The 19,302-nt window shown below is 44.3% G+C and carries 12 protein-coding genes; 10 read left to right on the forward strand and 2 right to left on the reverse strand.

What is annotated here, in order from left to right:
- The first annotated feature begins 305 nt into the window (after positions 1–305).
- Entirely contained in the window at positions 306–914 is a 609-nt protein-coding gene (locus tag QUB44_RS27995) for a glycosyltransferase (protein WP_333372618.1), read from the forward strand.
- A gap of 11 nt (positions 915–925) precedes the next feature.
- Positions 926–1,159, forward strand: coding sequence for a hypothetical protein (locus tag QUB44_RS28000; RefSeq protein WP_333372620.1), 234 nt, complete (start codon positions 926–928; stop codon positions 1,157–1,159).
- A gap of 123 nt (positions 1,160–1,282) precedes the next feature.
- Here the strand turns inward: QUB44_RS28000 and QUB44_RS28005 are convergent, their stop codons facing one another.
- Entirely contained in the window at positions 1,283–2,218 is a 936-nt protein-coding gene (locus QUB44_RS28005; protein ID WP_333372622.1) for an exopolyphosphatase, read from the reverse strand.
- Positions 2,219–2,284: 66 nt separating this feature from the next.
- On the opposite strand from QUB44_RS28005, the gene bioF reads away from it, so the two are divergent.
- The 5 genes from bioF (at position 2,285) to QUB44_RS28030 (ending at position 9,732) form a co-directional block, all read left to right on the forward strand.
- A complete protein-coding gene (gene bioF, locus QUB44_RS28010; RefSeq protein WP_333372624.1) occupies positions 2,285–3,457 on the forward strand; it encodes an 8-amino-7-oxononanoate synthase in 1,173 nt (390 codons plus the stop codon).
- A gap of 273 nt (positions 3,458–3,730) precedes the next feature.
- Complete coding sequence (pirA, locus tag QUB44_RS28015; RefSeq protein WP_172185012.1) at positions 3,731–3,880, forward strand: arginine synthesis PII-interacting regulator PirA; 150 nt, start codon at positions 3,731–3,733, stop codon at positions 3,878–3,880.
- A gap of 1,094 nt (positions 3,881–4,974) precedes the next feature.
- Entirely contained in the window at positions 4,975–7,914 is a 2,940-nt protein-coding gene (locus QUB44_RS28020) for an ATP-binding protein (RefSeq protein WP_333372626.1), read from the forward strand.
- Positions 7,911–8,282 carry a response regulator gene (locus QUB44_RS28025; RefSeq protein ID WP_333372628.1) on the forward strand — a complete coding sequence of 124 codons (372 nt, stop codon included), beginning with the start codon at positions 7,911–7,913 and terminating at the stop codon, positions 8,280–8,282. Before QUB44_RS28020 ends, QUB44_RS28025 begins: the two co-directional genes overlap by 4 nt.
- Positions 8,283–8,367: 85 nt before the next feature.
- Positions 8,368–9,732: an ATP-binding protein gene (locus QUB44_RS28030; RefSeq protein ID WP_333372630.1), complete on the forward strand. Its 1,365-nt coding sequence runs from the start codon at positions 8,368–8,370 to the stop codon at positions 9,730–9,732.
- Positions 9,733–9,992: 260 nt separating this feature from the next.
- On the opposite strand, the gene QUB44_RS28035 is transcribed toward QUB44_RS28030, so the two are convergent.
- The gene (locus QUB44_RS28035; RefSeq protein WP_333372633.1) at positions 9,993–11,360 is read right to left on the reverse strand and encodes a TldD/PmbA family protein; all 1,368 of its coding nucleotides are present in this window, start codon (positions 11,358–11,360) and stop codon (positions 9,993–9,995) included.
- Between the two features lie 311 nt (positions 11,361–11,671).
- Here QUB44_RS28035 and QUB44_RS28040 point away from each other — a divergent pair, with 311 nt between their 5' ends.
- The 3 genes from QUB44_RS28040 (at position 11,672) to QUB44_RS28050 (ending at position 18,985) form a co-directional block, all read left to right on the forward strand.
- Entirely contained in the window at positions 11,672–15,688 is a 4,017-nt protein-coding gene (locus QUB44_RS28040; protein ID WP_333372635.1) for a PAS domain S-box protein, read from the forward strand.
- Positions 15,689–15,880: 192 nt separating this feature from the next.
- Positions 15,881–16,720: a DUF1361 domain-containing protein gene (locus QUB44_RS28045; protein ID WP_333372637.1), complete on the forward strand. Its 840-nt coding sequence runs from the start codon at positions 15,881–15,883 to the stop codon at positions 16,718–16,720.
- Positions 16,721–17,020: 300 nt separating this feature from the next.
- Positions 17,021–18,985, forward strand: coding sequence for an ABC transporter ATP-binding protein/permease (locus tag QUB44_RS28050; RefSeq protein WP_333372639.1), 1,965 nt, complete (start codon positions 17,021–17,023; stop codon positions 18,983–18,985).
- The last annotated feature ends 317 nt before the right edge of the window (positions 18,986–19,302 follow it).

Here is a 19,302-nt window from a genome sequence, read left to right on the forward strand (position 1 = left end):
ATGGCACAGGCACAACGGCTCGCGGGCTATGGTCTAGACGTTTTGAAGAAGCTGTTTAGAATGAAATAGCCCTGATTTTTATTCATTTTACCTCATGTTTAAATAGTCTGATACTTATTTGAAATGACTATAACACTTCATCTCACAAACTAGCTGCCAGCCAGTATTCTAAAAACGTTTTAATAAAAGCTGGATGTCCGGCGGCCAACGTATCAGTCATGCCTCTAGGTTTCAATCCTTTAATCTCGCAACTCTATTTGCCCAGACCGCAAAAAACCCAAAAAGATGTAAAGTATATTCTACACATGACCAATTCTTTTGATTTGTATAGATTTGGCACGGATCTGGCAATTCAAGCTTTTTGTGAAGAGTTTAAAGATGATTCTAACGTAGAGTTAATTATCAAAGATGGTGGCAAAAATCCTGATGTTATAGTGGAACACCTCGTAAATATCGAAAAACAATTCGGCAAGTTCAAATCAAAAGTTCAGGTAAAGCCTAAATTTTGTACTAAAGCAGAACTAGCTGATTTATACTTGTCAGCCGATGCTTTTTTAGCTCCGTTTCGTGGCGAGGGTTTTGCGATTAAAATTTTGGATGCCTTTGCAGCAGGTTTGCTCGTTGCTATGACTATGTACGGCGGCCCGACTGAGTACGCCAATGCTGATAACTGCTATCCCATTGCTTACGATCTAGTTCCCGTCGGAAAGTGTGACGATACTGAGTATCTAAAAATCAGAAATGCTCCTCATTGGGCCGAGCCAAATCTTCAGTCTGTTCGCGAACAGTTGCGAAAAATTGTTGAAGATCCGATGCGTTTTCAGGTAGCTCACAAAGCTAAAGAGACGGCGGATTTATTTAATTGGGAAGCTGCCGCTCAAAAATTGCTAAGATTAATGCGAAAGTTGTTTTAAGAGCAGAAATTATGGGACTCGAACGCAAAATGTTTAGGGGAATGTTTTCACCCGGGGAGGTAGTGCGATTGAAACAGCCTTGTTTTACTCCCGGGCGATTGTTTGAGCCAGGAAAATATAACGCTGATGAGTTGCCGGATATCGCTTTTGATATGGGTTTGGTAGACCATTTGCCACCAGTCAAAGGCAACAGTTCAGAAAATCTCACTGTTCAGAACCCGCCAGCTCAAAACCTTGAGGACTAAACTCCCTTTTGCAGTAAGGAGTTCCGTCCTAAAAATCCCCGTTTGTAGTAAGGACTTTAGTGCTGAAAATTCAAATAAATAATCAAAGACTCAAGTCCTGACTGCAAAAAAGATAAAGCGAATTTAACCATTTTGCTCTATCTGGGCAATTAACTCTTTCAAAACTTGACTAGCTTTATCGTTCTCAATCTGACAAGTTCCGGCATTCTGGTGTCCACCACCGCCATATCTTAACATTAACTCCCCAATATTAGTTTTAGAAGTTTTGTTAAAGATTGACTTGCCAACTGCGAAAACAGTATTTTGTTGTTTCAGTCCCCAAAGTACGTGAATCGATATATTGCATTCGGGGAACAAAGCATAAATTACAAAACGATTTCCCGCATAAATCACCTCTTCGTTACGCAAATCCAAAACAACTAAATTATTATAAACTTTGGCGCATCGCTGTATTTGCTCTTTAAATTTTTCTTCTTGCTTGAAGTAGAGGTCTACTCTTTCTTTTACATCAGGAAGCTGCAAGATTTCATCGATGGTATGATTTTTGCAGTAATCGATTAACTGCATCATTAACTGATAATTGGAAACCGTAAAATCTTTAAACCTCCCCAAGCCGGTTCGGGCGTCCATTATGAAGTTTAACAACACCCATTCTTGCGGATGCAGAACCTCTTCTTGGGCAAATTGAGCGGAATCTGATTTGTCAACTGCCGCCATCATCGACTCAGAAATATCAGGAAACTTTGATTGGCCTCCATAATATTTGTACAGTACCCTAGCAGCAGAAGCTGCATAGGGATCGATGATGTGGTTAATTTTGATTTTCTCGTGTCTAAGAGTTTCGCTGAAATGGTGATCGAAAGCTAGATGAACTCCCTCAACATAGGGTAAATTGGTGCTAATATCGTTATTTGTTATTTCGATTTTCCCATCCTGCATATCTTTAGGATGCACGAATTTAATCTCGTCGATCATATCGAGTTCTTTGAGCAAAACGGCACAGACAAGACCGTCAAAATCGCTGCGGGTGACTAATCTGTATTTTTTAGTGAGTGGCATATACTTCTGTGATAGGGAGGAACTGATCACCAGCTAATATAACGTATTACCCGATCGCTTTCCAATATGAACGCAGACCCTTACGCTTGGATAGAGAAGGCCCTGGACACAGTTCGCCGTGCCGATTGGTATCGATCGCCAGAATCGATCGAAAGTTCCCCTGGGCCTGTGGTAAAGTTAGCAGGCCACAGCCTGATTAACTTTGCCAGCAACGATTATCTGGGACTTGCCGGCGATGACAGGTTAATTCAAGCTGCTATGGCTGCAACTAAGGAATTTGGTACGGGTGCGACGGGTTCGAGGTTGGTCAGCGGACACCGCGATTTGCACCGACAGCTAGAACAAGCTATTGCTAATTTAAAACAAACTGAAGATGCTTTAGTATTCAGTTCGGGATATTTGGCGAATCTAGGGGCGATCGCATCCGTTGTCGGCAAGCGCGATTTGATATTATCTGACAAGTACAACCATTCGAGCCTGAAAAACGGAGCCACACTCAGCGGTGCAACTGCCCTAGAGTACAGTCACTGCAATCTTGAGGATTTAACGGCAAAGTTAGAGAAAAATCGCGCAAGATACCGCAAGTGTTTAATTATTACCGATAGCGTCTTTAGCATGGATGGCGACTTGTGTCCGCTGCCACAGTTGTTAGCTGTGGCCGAAACCTTTAACTGCATGGTATTAGTAGATGAAGCTCACGCTACAGGAGTTTTCGGTGCTAGCGGTGCCGGTTGTGCAGAACATTTCGGGTGTACCGGAACACCGCTGATTCAAGTGGGGACACTCAGCAAAGCTTTGGGAAGTTTAGGTGGTTACGTTGCGGGCTCTGCTGCTTTAATTGATTTTCTGCGTAATCGAGCTCCGAGTTGGATATATACTACGGCATTGACGCCTGCTGACGCGGCGGCTGCTTTGGAAGCTGTGAGAATTGTACAGCAAGAATCAGAACGCCGAGTTCGGTTGCGAGAAAATATCGAAACTTTCAAATATTGCGCGATTACCAATCACCAATTACCAATTAGCAATTCCCTCTCCCCAATTTTCAGTCTTCCGTTAAAAGATGCAGCGGCAGCTTTAACTGTAGGCAGCAAACTCAAGGACATGGGTATTTTTGCTCCAGCGATTCGACCTCCGACTGTAAGCGTGAGTCGAATTCGGATTTCGCTGATGGCAACTCACGAGCTCGCACACCTTCAGCAGTTGGTAGAGGCGCTGAAGCAAGTTTTGAGTTTTGAGTAAATGTTTTGAGACGGGGAGAATTTCTACTTCAACCTTCTGCCTTCTGCAGCTCTAGCCTTCTGCAGCTCTAGCGTTCTGCCTTCTGCAGCTCTAGCGTTCTGCCTTGTTTTTGATTGTCAAGATATCGCTATTGACTTATGACCAATCTTATACAGGAGTTTTGTCGATCGGTCAACAACTGTAAATTTTTTGTAAATTTAGATACTTTTTGAAATTTAGCGCTATATTAGAGAAGTAGCAAGTACACCAAATTTAATATAAGGAACGTCCACCATGAACACAAATCGTCAAAACGTAAAAAAAGTAGCAGAAACCCACCGCGCTAACATTCACAAGCAACTGATGCACCGCATAGAAGTAGCGAGATCCAGTGGCAATCAAGATTTGGTTCGGGTGCTTGAAGAGGAAATGAGACAGCTTTAAAGAAGCTGCAACTAGAATTTGCCCGTAGTTTGGTTTAGAGGGTTGTGCGAGAAATGCAGAATTCCGGCAACCGCTACCTGTTAAGTTTTGACTCCTCTCTTAGTTTGTAGAAAAAACCCCGGTTTCTTGAAGAAACCGGGGTTTTTTATTGACAAGGAAGAGGGAACACTCCTGCACGCACAAACTCTATCTGTAGGGTGCGCCTCGTCCCAAAGAGTTTGTACCAATAGCGGATTGAACCATTCATTTTTTGCGTAAGTTCTGAAGTCAGAACGAAGAAGCAAGAGGAAAGAACAAAGAACAAAACTTACGCTGCCTTCCTTCTATTTTGACACTATCTGTAGTAATAAGGTGCGCCGAGGCCCACTCTACTTAACTACAGGAGTTACGCAATTGGCACCTGGTGAGGGCGCGATCGCCCCCTCACCCATCACTTTAAGCACTCCGGGGCACTGACAAGTGGACAGTCGCGACTAACAACCAAACTCAATCCAGCACGAATAACGTACACTCATGTGTGTGCTATTCGTTATAAAATTGATCAAATTCCTAGGGAAATCAAGCAACTAACCGGGAGAGAATATTGGCAGTACCGTCAACCTAACCTTCAAATAAATCATATTGCTTGCGCTTAAATTGTGTGGTTATGCGCTCAAAAATTGCTCTGATAAAACAGGTCAAATAATATATCAAATTAAACACGGGCTGCTATCAAATTATTAAAGTTAATAACTGAAAATTTCCGATGTTCTGATGTTTATTGTCTAATTTTAGGGTGCTGGTACACGGAGTTGTGGCAGTTGCGTAAGTCCTACCCAATTTCTATGTCATGCCTGAAGTCCCTAAACACCCAACGACTTTGCCGAAGCCTCAACGGCATGGCTAAAAGAACGCGAAATTAGCAAAAGTCAGAAGTCAGAAATAAAATGTAATATTGAAGATGGATTGAGATAGATTTTCATGGTTGACTGGGAAAGGCAGCTTTGCCAAAATTTAAGACTAGCCAAAATACTTAACGGAAAAAGTTAAAAGCTATAAAGCTGAACATCAGGGTCCCGACAGCAAAATTCCCAAAAAAATAATAGATAAAAGTGATGGCGACAAACATCCGACATCAGCCGGAAAACGGCTACCACCCAGAACTAGCTGAGCCTTACCGAGGAGAAAATCTCAATAGGCGATCGCCCATGCGTCTCCACAGAACCCTTAGCTCTATTGAAACCTGGGGCTTTGGTCTGGTTTCTCATCTCGCTTGGCTGAGCCTTGCTCCGGCGATCCAAGGCGCTCTCGGAACAGGGGCGCTTTTAGTCTGCTTGCCTGGAATGCTCATCGGCATGATGCTGAACTTGCAAATGAAACGCTTAGGCGAGCATTGGCCAGACATAGCCGGAGGAACGCCCAGCTATACCACTCGTCTGCTGAAAAACCACCCGACTCTGGGACTTTATGCAGCCCTCGGATATTACATTGGCTGGGCTGCTGGTGGGCCGTTCAACGCCATCCTGCTCACAGACACGATCGCCGCCAACTTGGAGCCATTCGGGATTACTTTTTCCAAGCGGCTGTTGCAAATTGGATTTACATTACTACCCTTGATTGTGGCTTTGAGCGGCACTCGGGCCTTGAGCATCCTGCATTTATTTTTTATTGTCCCGGCGATCGGATTGTTATTTACTTTTTCCGTTCAAGGGTTGGGCTGGTTAGCCTTCTCTTCAAACAGTCCCGGCTTTTTTCCCACCACTATGCCGAGCGTAAGCTTTGTGGACTGGGTAAAATGGTATTTCTTTGCAACATATCTCGTTTATGCCTGTGAAACGGCTGCCTCATTTGTGGCTGATAGCCGTCGTCCAGGGGAAACGCTGCGATTTTTGAAAATTGCCACAGGTTTTATGCCTCTGGCTTTTTTGGGTGTTTCCTGGATCATCATGCGATCGCCCATTACTCCAGAGATCGCCGCCGATCCGTTCTCAAGTCTGATAGTAGCAGCCCGACCTTTCTGGGGCGATTCAGCTCCCCTGCTCGTAACGTTCCTAGTAATCTGCGGCTGGTTGCTTTCTTCGGCCACTTGCATTTCTATCAGTTCCCGCATTTTGTATCAACTTGCCGTAGATGGAAAGATTTCCCCCGTCTTCGCTGTGGTGTCCCGACGGGGCGTTTTTGGATCAGCCCTGATGGCTACGCTGTTTGTCAGCCTGTTCTTTCTAATTTGGGGGGACTTAGCTCATATAGTAGTCGTCGCAGGTGTTAGTTACCTTTTCTCGATTATGTCACTCCATCTAGCACTGTGGCTGCAAAGAAAGCGGCCAGAGGTTCTGTGGCCGTGGTGGTCTCTAGGCTTTTTTGTGGTAGAGATGGTTGTTTTGGTGATCGGCGGATTGGCTTGGGGGTGGCAAGATTTCATCCTGGGTTTGCTGTGTCCGATCGCGGTGTGGGCAGCGGATAGGGCGATGCGACGCATAAACTTTCCCCCCTTCCATGCAGAGTGGTGGATTAAACTTTACAGGACGCGTAGCAATCGCCAAGTCGCAGATTTTGTAACGTTTCAGGTGGTAATCCTGATTTTACTTATCTGTAGCGCTGTGGCGATCGGTTGGGGTTCTGGGATCAGATTAAACGCTAACTCTAGTATTGGTTCTAATCTTTTGCTAGTGCTGCTTTTGTTAGTTGCTTTTGTGGCGGTAGCGATCGCCTGCTGGACTAGCTTACCCCAGGTCGTCTCAATGAACGAAGCACGAGAGGGAGCAGAACAGCTCTTTACCATTGCCCTGGACGCTATTGTAGTGCTGGATGAAAATGGTGTAATTCGTCAGACTAATCCCGCTGCTGAAAGCATCTTCGGAATAGACGCAACTAGGCTAATTGGGTCTTACCTGAACCAATTACTACCCGGATTAGCGGCTCAGCCAGAGCAGTGGAGCAGTCGTAGCGAACAAACTTTCAAGTTGTCCGATGGTAGCTCGCGCATTCTGGAAGTTGCCATCTCCGATCGATTTTCCCAAGACGCTTCTGTTTCCAATCAGGATCTGCAAGAATATGTGGCGATCGTCCGCGATATCACCGATCGCAAGCAAGCCCAGGAAGCCCTGCAAAAAGCTAATGAGGAACTAGAAATCAAAGTCGAGGAGCGTACATCTGAACTCACTCATACTGTGGAGCAATTGCAGAATGAAATTGAACAGCGCCAGCGGATCGAAGAAAATCTCAGAGCTATGCAAAATCAGATTATCGTGCAAGAAAAACTCGCTTCTCTGGGCAGTTTAACGGCAGGGATTGCCCACGAAATCAGGAACCCATTAAACTTTGTCAACAATTTCTCAGAAGTTTCTGCTGAATTAACCGAAGAACTGTTTGAAGAACTAGGAAATCAAGGACAACGATTAGAACCCGAAACTAATGAATATATTGCAGAGATATTAACCGATCTTAAAGAAAATCTTAAAAAAATCAATCAACACGGTCAAAGAGCCGACAAAATCGTTGGCAATATGCTTTTGCATTCGAGAGGACAAAGTGGCCATTGGGAAGCTACGGATATAAATAGTTTATTGACCGAATATATCAATCTAGCCTATCACGGGATACGAGCTAAGGAAGATGCTTTTAACATTACCATAAAAACGGACTATGACAATAACATTGGCGAAGTAGCTGTCGTGCCACAAGACATAGGTAGGGTTTTTCTTAACATTATTAGTAATGCTTGTTATGCGCTTTATAAACAGAAACAAGAAATAGGGGAAGGATTTTCACCGCTACTTGACGTGAAAACTCGAAATCTGGACGATCGGATTGAAATCCACATTCGCGATAATGGCCCAGGTATAAAGCCAGAGATCCTCGATAAAATTTTCAATCCCTTTTTCACTACAAAGCCAGCGGGGGAAGGTACTGGTCTAGGTCTATCTATCAGTCATGATATTATCATCCAGCAACATCGCGGAGAACTAAAAGTCGAAACAGAAGTAGGAAATTACACAGAGTTTATAATCACCTTGCCACAAAAAATAGCCGAAGTTAAGGAGCTACAAAAATGAAAGTAATGGTTGTAGACGACGAAGAAGATATTCAGTGCTTGTTTAAACAAAAATTTAGAAAAGAAATCAAAGCAGGGCAAATTGAATTTCATTTTGCACTCTCGGCCCAGACTGCGTTAGAATATTTAGAAAGCCCCCAAAAAGCCTCTCTTATCTTAATTTTGTCGGATATTAATATGCCCGGAATGACTGGGCTAGAACTGCTCCGAGTTACCAAAGAAAAGTTTCCCGATCTAAAATTTTTCATGATTACCGCTTATGGAGATGAGACAAATTACCAAGTCGCAATAGATTATGGAGCTGATGACTATATTACTAAACCTGTTAATTTTGATGTCCTGAAAAATAAAATAATCAATTTGGAGTAAATTCACAATGCAACATAATTGCTAATTGCTACTTTTTCAACATCCTCTCTTATTTATTCCTTATACTAGCAACGGAGAGCCTAATATGCCAGCAAAAATACTTTTTGTAGATGACGAGCCAGATTTAGAATCTTTAATTTCCCAGAAACTTAGAAAAAAGATACGCGCCGGAGAATACCAAGTTTTTTTTGCACATAATGGCATAGAAGCGCTTTCAAAGTTGCAAGAGGAGCCAGATATAGATATTGTACTGACAGATATTAATATGCCAGTCATGGATGGTATGGCTTTGCTAGCGAAACTTAACGAGCTAGTTACTCTGGTCAAAACAGTAGTTATATCTGCTTATGGCGACTTGGGGAATATTAGAAAGGCAATGAATAATGGGGCCTTTGATTTTGTGACTAAGCCTATAGATTTTCAGGATTTAGAAATTACTATTAACAAAACATTGCAGCACGTGCAAGAACGAAAAGAAAACGAGCGCTCGCGCCAAGAAAGAGAGGATAAATTGCGGCAATCGGAAGTGCGAGAGCGAGAAAAAGCTATCCAACTAGAACTCGCAATGCAAAATTTACAGCGCACCCAAGCTCAGCTTATTCAGACTGAGAAAATGTCTAGCTTAGGACAGTTAGTTGCTGGTGTTGCCCACGAAATCAATAATCCAGTTAATTTTATTTATGGCAATTTAACTTATGTCAATGAGTATAGTCAGAAGCTATTAGATTTAATTAACCTTTACGAGCAGCACGATGCCCATAATCACCCTGAAATCGAAGCTTTAATTAAAAACATAGAGCTAGAATTTATCAGAGAAGATCTGCCGAAAATGCTATCTTCGATGAAAGTAGGGGCTGAACGTATCCGTCAGATTGTACTGACGTTGCGGAACTTCTCGCGTCTTGACGAATCTGAGATGAAACCCGTTAATATTCACGATGGCATCGACAGCAGTATAGTCATTTTGCAGAGTCGGCTCAAGCCTAAGGCTGATTGTCCACCTATTCAAATTATTCAAGAATACGGAGATTTGCCAAAAATAGAATGTTATGTCGGTCAGTTGAATCAGGTATTTATGAATTTGCTGAGCAATGCAATTGATGCCTTGAATCAGTATGATAAAAAACGCAGTCCGGAGAAAATTAAAAACGATCCAAGTACGATTACGATTCGTACTTCTATGCTGAATCACGATTGGGTAAGAATCAGTGTTAAAGACAATGGGCTGGGGATAACAAGCGAGGTGAGATCCCATCTATTTACTCCTTTCTTCACAACTAAACCTGTGGGTCAAGGCACTGGTTTGGGATTATCTATTAGCTATCAGATTGTGGTGGAGAAGCACGGCGGAGATTTGAAGTGTTTATCACAGCCAACAGAGCGGGGTGCAGAATTTGTGATCGAGATTCCCATTAGGCAGAATAATCGGGTAGAGATGAAGGAAACTTAAGGGGAATTAAACAAAAAATCAGGGGGAAAGTCTGGTAAAGTCTATAATCACGATCGCACTTCCCCAATTTCTCTGTAATTTCTGAAGTCTCCCAAACACCGAACGACCTCGCTGAAGCCCTCAATAGTAGATTTTCAGTGGTTTGTCAGCTTGTCCGTGTCCCGCACTGGTTAAGGTGAGGCGTGAGGGCGCGAGCACGCCTTCACCATGTGCCAATTGCGTAAGTTTTGAACTAATGACTAATGACTAATGACTAATGATTATCTTCCTCCGACGACGACATTTTTAATCCGCAAATGGGGGCCGCCGACGCTTACCGGCAAACCACTCTGGCCACCTTTACCACAACCGCCGTAGGCATAAACCGAGTCGTTTCCTATCGACTCAATATCCTTTAAAGTCTGAAATACATTGCCGCTTAAAGTGACATCGCTCACGGGTTCGGCTAATTTGCCGTCGCGAATCATGAACCCTTGAGCCGCCGCAAAGGTAAACATTTCGCCGTTGGTTTGTCCTCCCAACATCCGCACTGCATAAACTCCTTCGTCAATGTCAGCAACCATTTCGTCAAAAGAATGTTCGCCAGACTCGATCGCAGTATTAGTCATCCGCACCAAAGGCATAAAAGTAGCACTCAGAGCCCGGGCATTTCCCGTCGGACTTTCGCCCATTTTGCCCGCAGTCTCGCGATTGTGCATCCGAGCCGCTAAAACTCCATTTTTAATTAAATGCTTGCACTGAGCCGGCACGCCTTCGTCGTCATATTTCAAAGTTCCCGGCAATCCCGGCACAGTTGCGTCGTCAATTACATTTAATTGTTCGATCGCCACAGGCTTGCCCAAAGTCAACAATTCCTGCATTTTCGGGTTTTCGTAAATGCCGTCTGCTTCCGACAAATGCCCGAAAGCTTCGTGAATAAAAACCCCCGACAAATAAGGGTCTAAAATCACCGGATACTGACCGCCTTTCACCGATTTTGCCTCTAGTTGGCCTACAGCTCGAACGGCAGCACTTTTAACACGATCTTCAATATTTGTCAAGACATCGTAATCCGATCGCGAGTGAATCGACTCAAACCCTTGGCGGACGACACCACCCTCGCCGCGGGCGATCGCCCCGAAACGCCCGGTCACGTCCAAGCGCTCTTGAGCGATGCAAGTGCCTTGAGAATTCACAAAATAAGTAATCCCGAATCTGTCGCTGTAACCGGCCATTGTCGTCTGAATTCGCGGGTCGTAATCTAACAGCAACTGGTTGTAAGATTCGAGCAACTTGCGCTTTTCGGCTAGAGTAATAGAGCGCGGATCGCGCCCCAATTCCACCGCTACATAATCTTGAATCGGGGTGACATCTGCTAGTAGAGTTTTTTCGCTGCCAACCAAACGAGATTGAACGACAGCTTCTTCAATGCGGTCTTTTAACTCAGCTAAACCGTTAAAAGTTACAAAACTCCAGCCACCTTTGTGACAGGCGCGGATGCCGCCGGCGAGACTAAAACTGCGGTTGACAGCATCTAACTGAGGGCCGCGAAAACTAATCGCAGTTGACTCACTTTGTTCGAGGCGAACTTCTAGATAATCTACGCGATCGCGGTAAGGTGCGATCGCTTCCATCAACTGTTCTTGCATCAAATTGCCCCTATGAATGATTCGCGCCCAGCGCTGAAAAAAATTATTGCTAACCCTATTTTAGCCAATAACTCCCGTCTTTCGGGTGCGTGCTGCCTCACCACAGCGGTGGGGAGCGCGCACCCTACCCGATAAATGGCGAGTCGAAAGAAGGGGATAGAGGGAGAACGGGAGAGGGTTCGAGGATGTGATGAGTGGGGAATACGGCATTGAAATATACAATTCAAATGCACAACAGCTGAGAATACACAAAAATCGCGCCGGCTTGCCAGAAGCCCGGTATCGCGGAAATCTTGCATCGGCCTGGAGAAATGAAACTAAACTATATCTATCTAACTAAAGACGTAAAAATATACTTTAACTGCCGGCAGATGGAATACTTTAAGGTTAAAAAATTCCAAATTTCACCCTATTTAGCAGCAATTTCGGCATCAGTAGCAATTTTGGTCGGAGTTGGTATTTTAGATCGATCGGAACAGCGGCGGTTTTTTCAGTACAACCGCGCTACCACGCTCGATCGGCTCAGCACAGTGCGTTCTAAGCTGGAAGGCTCTTTGAATTCCCGGCTGTTTTTGATGCGGGGTTTGGTGGCTTACATTTCCAACAACCCAAACATCACCGAAGCCGAGTTTGCAGCGACGGCGAGAATTCTGGTGGCACAGCAAACCGGCATTCGCGCCATAACTTTAGTTAAAGGCACGACGGTCGCTTACATTTATCCGCGGGACGGAAATGAATCGGCGATCGGGGTTGACTTGACGGCGCTACCCGAACACCGGCAAATGGTCGAAGATGTCATCAACACCAGAAAAACTTTGCTTGCTGGGCCCGTGAAATTATTTGACGGGGACTTGGCGTTCGTCAGCCGATCGCCCATTTTTCTCACACCCTCCGGTGCCGATCCCGAAACAGGAGTTTACTGGGGCTTGACAGGCCTGATCGTGGACAAAAATTCCCTGATTGAGGAAGCAGGGCTCAAGGACTCCTCAGCCAAGCTGCAATACGCTCTGCGGGGCAAAGACGGGAGGGGAGCATCCGGCGCAGTGTTTTTCGGTGACGGGTCAATTTTTCAGAACAACCCCGTGCTGCTGGAAGTGACTTTGCCCAAAGGTTCCTGGCAGTTGGCAGCAATTCCGGCGGGAGGATGGCGTGCGAATTCGCCGTTTCGGGGGTGGCTGCTCTTTGGAGGCGACTTGCTGGCACTTTTGAGCGGGGTGGGGGTTTTTAGCTGGGTGTACGGCCGTGCGAAACTGCGGGCAAGCGAAGCTAAGTATCGGCAACTCGTTGAGAATGCTAACAGCATGATTGTGCAGTTAGACAGTGAAGGCAAGATTACTTTTTTTAACGAGTTTGCTGAAGCTTTTTTCGGGTATTCCGAAGCAGAAATCATCGGCAAAAGTGCGATCGGCACAATTATACCGAAAACAGATTTATCAGAAAGTGACCTCGTGGCAATGATTCGAGACTGTTTGGCACAGCCGGAAAAATACTTCAAACACGAGAATGAAAACATCCGCAGCAATGGAGAAAGGGTGTGGGTAGCGTGGACAAATAAACCTTTACTAGATGCGAAGGGAAATTTGGCAGGACTGCTTGGTATCGGGACGGATATTAGCGATCGCAAACAAGCTGAAATCGCCCTGCAAGCTTCTGAATCGGAACTTCGAGCTTTGTTCGCTGCCATGAACGACGTAATTTTTGAGATCGATATTGAGGGACGGTTCCTGAAAGTTGCCCCGACAAATCCCGAATTATTATACAAGCCGACGGCGGAATATGCCGATAAAAAAATCAGCGATTTATTCCATCCAGAAATGGCAGAATTTTTTCGGGAGCAAATTCGCACCGCCCTCGCTACAAATCAAACCTGTACTTTTGAATATCACCTGGAAATTGCCAGCTTACAAAAGTGGTTTGCCGCTACCATTTCGCCAATGAAAGAAAAAACTGTTCTGTGGGTTGCCCGCGACATTACGGAGCGCAAGCATACTGAAAATTGGCATATAGGTCAAAAAGAAGTATTAGAAATGATTGCTAAAAGCGCTCCTTTGGAGGATACTTTAACTGCTTTAATTAAAGTTATCGAACAGCAATATAAAAATGTAAGGGGTTCGATTTTGCTTTTAGATAAAGACGGAAAACACCTGCTGCACGAAGTCGCACCGAGTTTACCTGAGAGTTACAATACTGCTATTCATGGAATAGCGATCGGCCCGAATGTCGGTTCCTGCGGTACTGCTGTCTACCGTCGCGAACAGGTGATAGTTACAGATATTGCCAGCGATCCTTTGTGGGAAAATTATAGAGATTTAGCTTTAAAATATGGACTAAAAGCTTGCTGGTCTACTCCTATTTTATCATCTCAAAATCAAGTGCTGGGAACTGTGGGGATGTATTATTCTGAGCCACACACTCCCCAAGACTTTGAGTGGGAACTCATAGAAGTGGCAAGAAGTTTAGCAGGAATTGCGATCGAACGCAAACAAGCAGAAGAAAATCTGAAAAACTTGAATGAAGACTTAGAAAATAGAGTGATAGAGCGGACATCGGAATTGAGCCAAGCTTTTAAGCAGTTGCAAACAGAAATTACCGAACGCCAGGAAGCAGAGAAAGAATTGACGGAAAGCGAGAGCAGATTTCAGAAACTAGCAGCTAATTTGCCGGGGATGATTTATCAATGTTTATTGCGACCAGATAACTCTGTAAATTTTCCTTACGTGAGTGATGCTTGCCGAGAAATGTTTGAATTAGAACCCGCAGCAATTCAGCACAATTCTAATTTGTTAGTAGATTTAGTTGATCCCGACGACCGCCAAAATTATCACGAGTCCGTTGCGATTTCTGCCAAAAATCTGCAACCTTGGCAGTGGGAAGGAAGGCTAATTTTGCCCTCTGGAAAAATTAGATGGTTTCAGGTGATTTCCCGTCCCGAAGCGAAAGAAAACGGCGATATTCTTTGGGACGGTATCAGTATTGATATTACAGATCGCAAACAAGCTGAGTTAGCTTTGCAAGAAAGCCAGCAGTTCATTAAAAAAGTAGCCGATGCTACTCCCGGTATTTTGTATCTTTACGACTTGGAAGAACAGCGAAATATCTACACTAATACTTCAATGTTCGCGCTTTTGGGCTATACCAGCGACGAAATTACAGCGATGGATTCGTCAATGATGCCTCAGTTAATAAACCCGGAAGATTTGCCTAAAATTGTGAAACATCACGCCTGCTTTGCAGGAATTGAAGATGGTGAAACTAGGGAAATTGAGTACCGGATACGGGCAGCAGACGGTCAATTTTTGTGGCTGCAAAGTCGGGATACTATTTTTAGTAGGAATGCGGAGGGTCAGGCTAAGGTAATAATTGGAGTTTCCCAGGATATTACGACTCGCAAGCAAGCAGAGGAAGCACTGCGGCAAAGCGAGGAACGAGAAAGAGAAAAAGCTCGAGATTTAGAGTCAGCGCTGCGGTCATTGCGCTCTACTCAAACTCAGCTCATTCAAACAGAAAAAATGTCTTCGTTGGGGCAATTAGTGGCCGGCATCGCTCACGAAATTAATAATCCCGTTAATTTCATTCACGCTAACATTGATTATCTCAACCAGTATACAAAAGAGTTGCTGGATCTGGTGACTCTTTACGAACATGAGTATCCCGAACCAAATTCAAAAATTGTTGATCGCATTCAAGAGATTGATTTGGATTTCATGGCTGAGGATTTAAGAAAAGTTGTGGGTTCGATGCAAGTAGGAACCGAGCGCATCCGGCAAATTGTGTTGTCCCTCAGAAATTTCTCGCGGCTGGACGAATCGGCAATGAAGCCGGTCGATATTCACGCGGGAATTGAAAGCACTTTGTTAATTTTGCAGCACCGCTTGAAGAGTCACGACAGCCGCCCGGAAATTGAAGTAATTAAGGAGTTCGGGAAACTGCCGCCGGTGGAGTGCTATGCGAGCCAACTGAATCAGGTGTTTATGAATATTATTGCTAATGGAATTGATGCTATTGAAGAACGATATCAAAAGTTATCCCTTCGGGAAGCAGATACTCATAGCGGCCGGATTGCTATTTGCACTCGTGTAACAGCCCAGAACACTGTGATGGTGGAAATTTCGGACAATGGTACGGGCATTCCGCAGGGGATACTAGATCGAATTTTTAACCCGTTTTTTACTACAAAAGCTGTGGGGAAAGGTACGGGGTTAGGAATGTCTATCGCGCACTCGATTGTGGTGGAAAAGCACAAGGGGAAGATTGAGTGTATTTCGTCCATAGGATGCGGAACGACTTTTCAGATTGAGATTCCGATCGACAAAGTGTATAAAGACTAGGATGCCTCAGTAGACTTTAGATTTTAGATTTTAGATTTACTCCACAGTGGTAGCGTGCATCAGCAGATCCTGATTTTCAGGCGCAGCGCCCGGAGTCATAAGCTGACTCACCCTACAAGTTAACGACTAAAATAGACTGAAGCTGCTAACGAAGCGGTGCTGCATCAAACCTTTAATTGTATAAAAATTGACATGATGGGATTAATCCTGGAAGCCCTGCAAGCAATGGGACACAATGTCCGCTGGATGTCTTGGAATTTGTTTTTGGGTTTAGTACCCCTGGGCCTGAGTTTTTGGCTGTTCCGCAAACCTCGATCGCGCTGGCTGCTGTGGGGTACGGGCTTTCTCCTGGGCGCTACTTTTTTGTCCAGTACACGCCCTGTTTTTGCCTATCTGAAGCACATAGTGCAAGATGTGGGCAAAACTTACGTTTTGGGGGCGATCGCGATTACACTGGCACTGATGGCTTTAGACATCTGGGTACTGCGGCAGCGCGGAGTTCGCTCTCTCCGGTGGTGGAGCGGTTTTTTCTGGTTTATCGCATTTTTACCCAATGCGCCCTATGTTTTAACTGATATCATTCACCTGATCCGCCAGATTAAAGAGGGGAACTCGGTGTGGATTGTGACTCTAGCTTTGATCCCGCAGTATCTGGTGTTCATGCTGGCCGGGTTTGGGGCTTACGTGCTGTCAGTGATGAATCTGGGTTACTATTTGAAGCAACAGGGTTTGAGTAGATTTATCCTGGTAACGGAGATAACTATACACGCACTTTCGGCGATCGGCATTTATTTAGGGCGATTTATCCGCTTCAACACTTGGGACATTCTTACTAACCCCGATGCGCTGGTTAACACCATAATGAACGATTTGATTGGCAAGCGTCCGGTTTTAGTAATGGCTGTAACTTTTGTAGTAATTGCTGTTTTGTATTGGGTAATGAAACAAGTATTTTTAGGGATTAGCCAGCGGTTTTACAGCAGCCAATCCCAGCGGGAGTTTGCCGGCGACAGCGCGACTTCTTCCAGCTAGATCGATTTGAGATTTGACATTTTCTCCACAGCTAACGTCCTAACTTTTTTGCTCTCCCGGCCTAATTGCTCTGCAAATGTAGCAAGGAGCCTGACGATGAGAATGTTTTTAATTGCTGAAACTCTTGCTTTTATTGTCTTGAGCGTAAGTGCCTTCAGATGCGACTGCCGAAAGACTAATGCTATATCAGTCTTTCGGCAATACCAATTTTTTACCTAAACTCTTGAATAAATTACTGCCGCAATGTGTAATAAAACTTGATATGTTAGAAAAGTCGAAGTTGTTCTGTAAAAAGCAAAGATGAATCGATTTGACCGTCAGTTGTGGCAGAGATTTATTGCGATCGCTCAACCTTACTTTTATCCTTTAGAGCCTGGGGGTGGCAGAATCTTTTTAGGATTAGTAGCGCTGTTGTTGATATTTCTCTTCGCTGCGATGTTTGTGTTCGTCAGCGCTGTATGTTTGGGTACTCAAGTCTTATTCCCAGAGGCTTTTAATGGAGTTGCGGCTGGTTTAGCTACTTTAATCAAAGGAATTATCTACTCACCGAAAATTGCGATCGTTGGTTTAATGCTAATCCTCCCGCTAGCTGCTTTTGTCTTTTTTAGAAGCAAGTTGATACCGCGCTGGAAACAGTGGATCATGTTAGCTCTGCTGGTATTTTTGTCGCTGTCTGTTAGCGGAATCAACGTAATTATTAGCTATATTAGTAATTTTTTCACGACAGCGCTGGCTGAAAAAGATCAGATTACTTTTTGGCGGTTTATGTGGGTTTATGCTGGAGTTTTTATTATCGCTACCCCGATAGTTGTTATTTACGAGTATACCCAAGATAAACTGGGATTATACTGGCGAGAGTGGATGACAGATAGTTTCCTGGGTAGTTATTTTCAAAACCGCGCTTATTACGAAATCAATTCTCAGAAGAAAATCGACAATCCCGACCAGCGGATTGCTGAAGATATCAAATCTTTCACTAGGACAAGTTTAGAGTTTTTGCTGCTGATATTGGGGGCAGTTATCGATATTATTTCTTTTACAGGCATTCTGTGGTCTATTTCCAAAGGTCTTTCGCTCGGACTAATTATTTACGCTGTCTTTGGCACGACAGTCATGATATTTTTTGGCAAAAGGTTGATATTTTTGAACTTCAATCAGCTCTCCACAGAGGCTGACTTTCGCTATGGATTGGTTCACATTCGGGATAATGCAGAATCAATTGCTTTTTACCGGGGAGAAGCACAGGAATCGGTTCAGGTAAAACACCGATTTTTAGCAGCAGTTCGGAACTTTAATTTCCTAATTGGTTGGCAGCGGAATCTGGGATATTTTAGAGTTAGCTATAGATATGCAACTTATATTATCCCCTCTTTATTCTTGGCTTCTATATACTTTGCTGGTGAGATAAGATACGGCGATATTACTCAAGCTGAATTTGCTTTTCGTCAGGTTTCAGAAGCATTTTCTTTGGTGGTATATAGGATTGAAAGCTTGAGTTTTTTTGCAGCGGGCATTAATCGTTTAGCCACATTTAATGAGGCTCTAAGAGATGAAAAAAGTGCTGTAAAACTAGACTTCAGAACAATCGATACAGTTATAAGTTCGCAATTGACACTGGAACACGTTACTTTAGATACTCCGAAACATCAAAAGACTTTAATTAGCGATGTGTCGGTAGCCGTGTCGCCAGGGGAAGGACTGCTAATTGCGGGTCAAAGCGGTGCTGGGAAGAGTTCTTTGCTGCGGGCAATTGCGGGTTTGTGGGACGCGGGAACGGGGCGTTTGGCGCGGCCAGAATTGGGGGAAATGCTATTTTTGCCGCAGCGTCCTTATTTGATTTTGGGTAGTTTACGATCGCAACTTCTGTATCCCAACACCAGCAGCGAGGTTGATGAGGAAAAATTGCGCCGCGTTTTGGCATCAGTAAACTTAGCAGATTTGCCGGACAGATTGGGCGGTTTTGATGCGGATTTAGATTGGGCTGAAATTTTGTCGCTGGGAGAACAGCAGCGTTTAGCTTTTGCTAGATTGTTGTTAACGGAACCGCCATATGCTATTTTGGATGAGGCGACAAGTGCTTTGGATTTAAAGAACGAGCAACATTTATACGAGCAGTTACAAGCCACTAAAACTACCTTTGTGAGTGTCGGCCACAGAATGAGTTTGTTGCAATATCACCAGCAGGTTTTGGAACTTGTGGGCGATGGGAGTTGGCGGCTGCTTTCGTCCCAAGAATACCGCGCTAGTGCGACAATTTTTGGCTGATACAGCGCTGCTTTCAAATATTTTGAATTTACCCGCTTGTTGGTTGACGGTGGGTTGTGGTGCGGTTGGAGCTTTATGGTTTGGTGCTATAAATTAATCGCCGTGTCTCCACCCATCCTACAATAGGTTATACGGGCAGGGCAAACGCATCTAAATTGCCGGGAGAATAGTAGTAGTGTTTTGAGGAATAAGCTGTTCAGCATCTAAAACGCATATTGTATGGTATAATATAATAATTTCCCGATAAAGTCAATGCCTACTAAAAACTTCCTCAGTTCAGAAACAAAGGAAACTCTGCAACAAGCATTAAAAGACCA

Origin of the sequence: Microcoleus sp. AT3-D2, assembly GCF_036705715.1 — a bacterium.
Taxonomy (GTDB): Bacteria; Cyanobacteriota; Cyanobacteriia; order Cyanobacteriales; family Microcoleaceae; genus Microcoleus.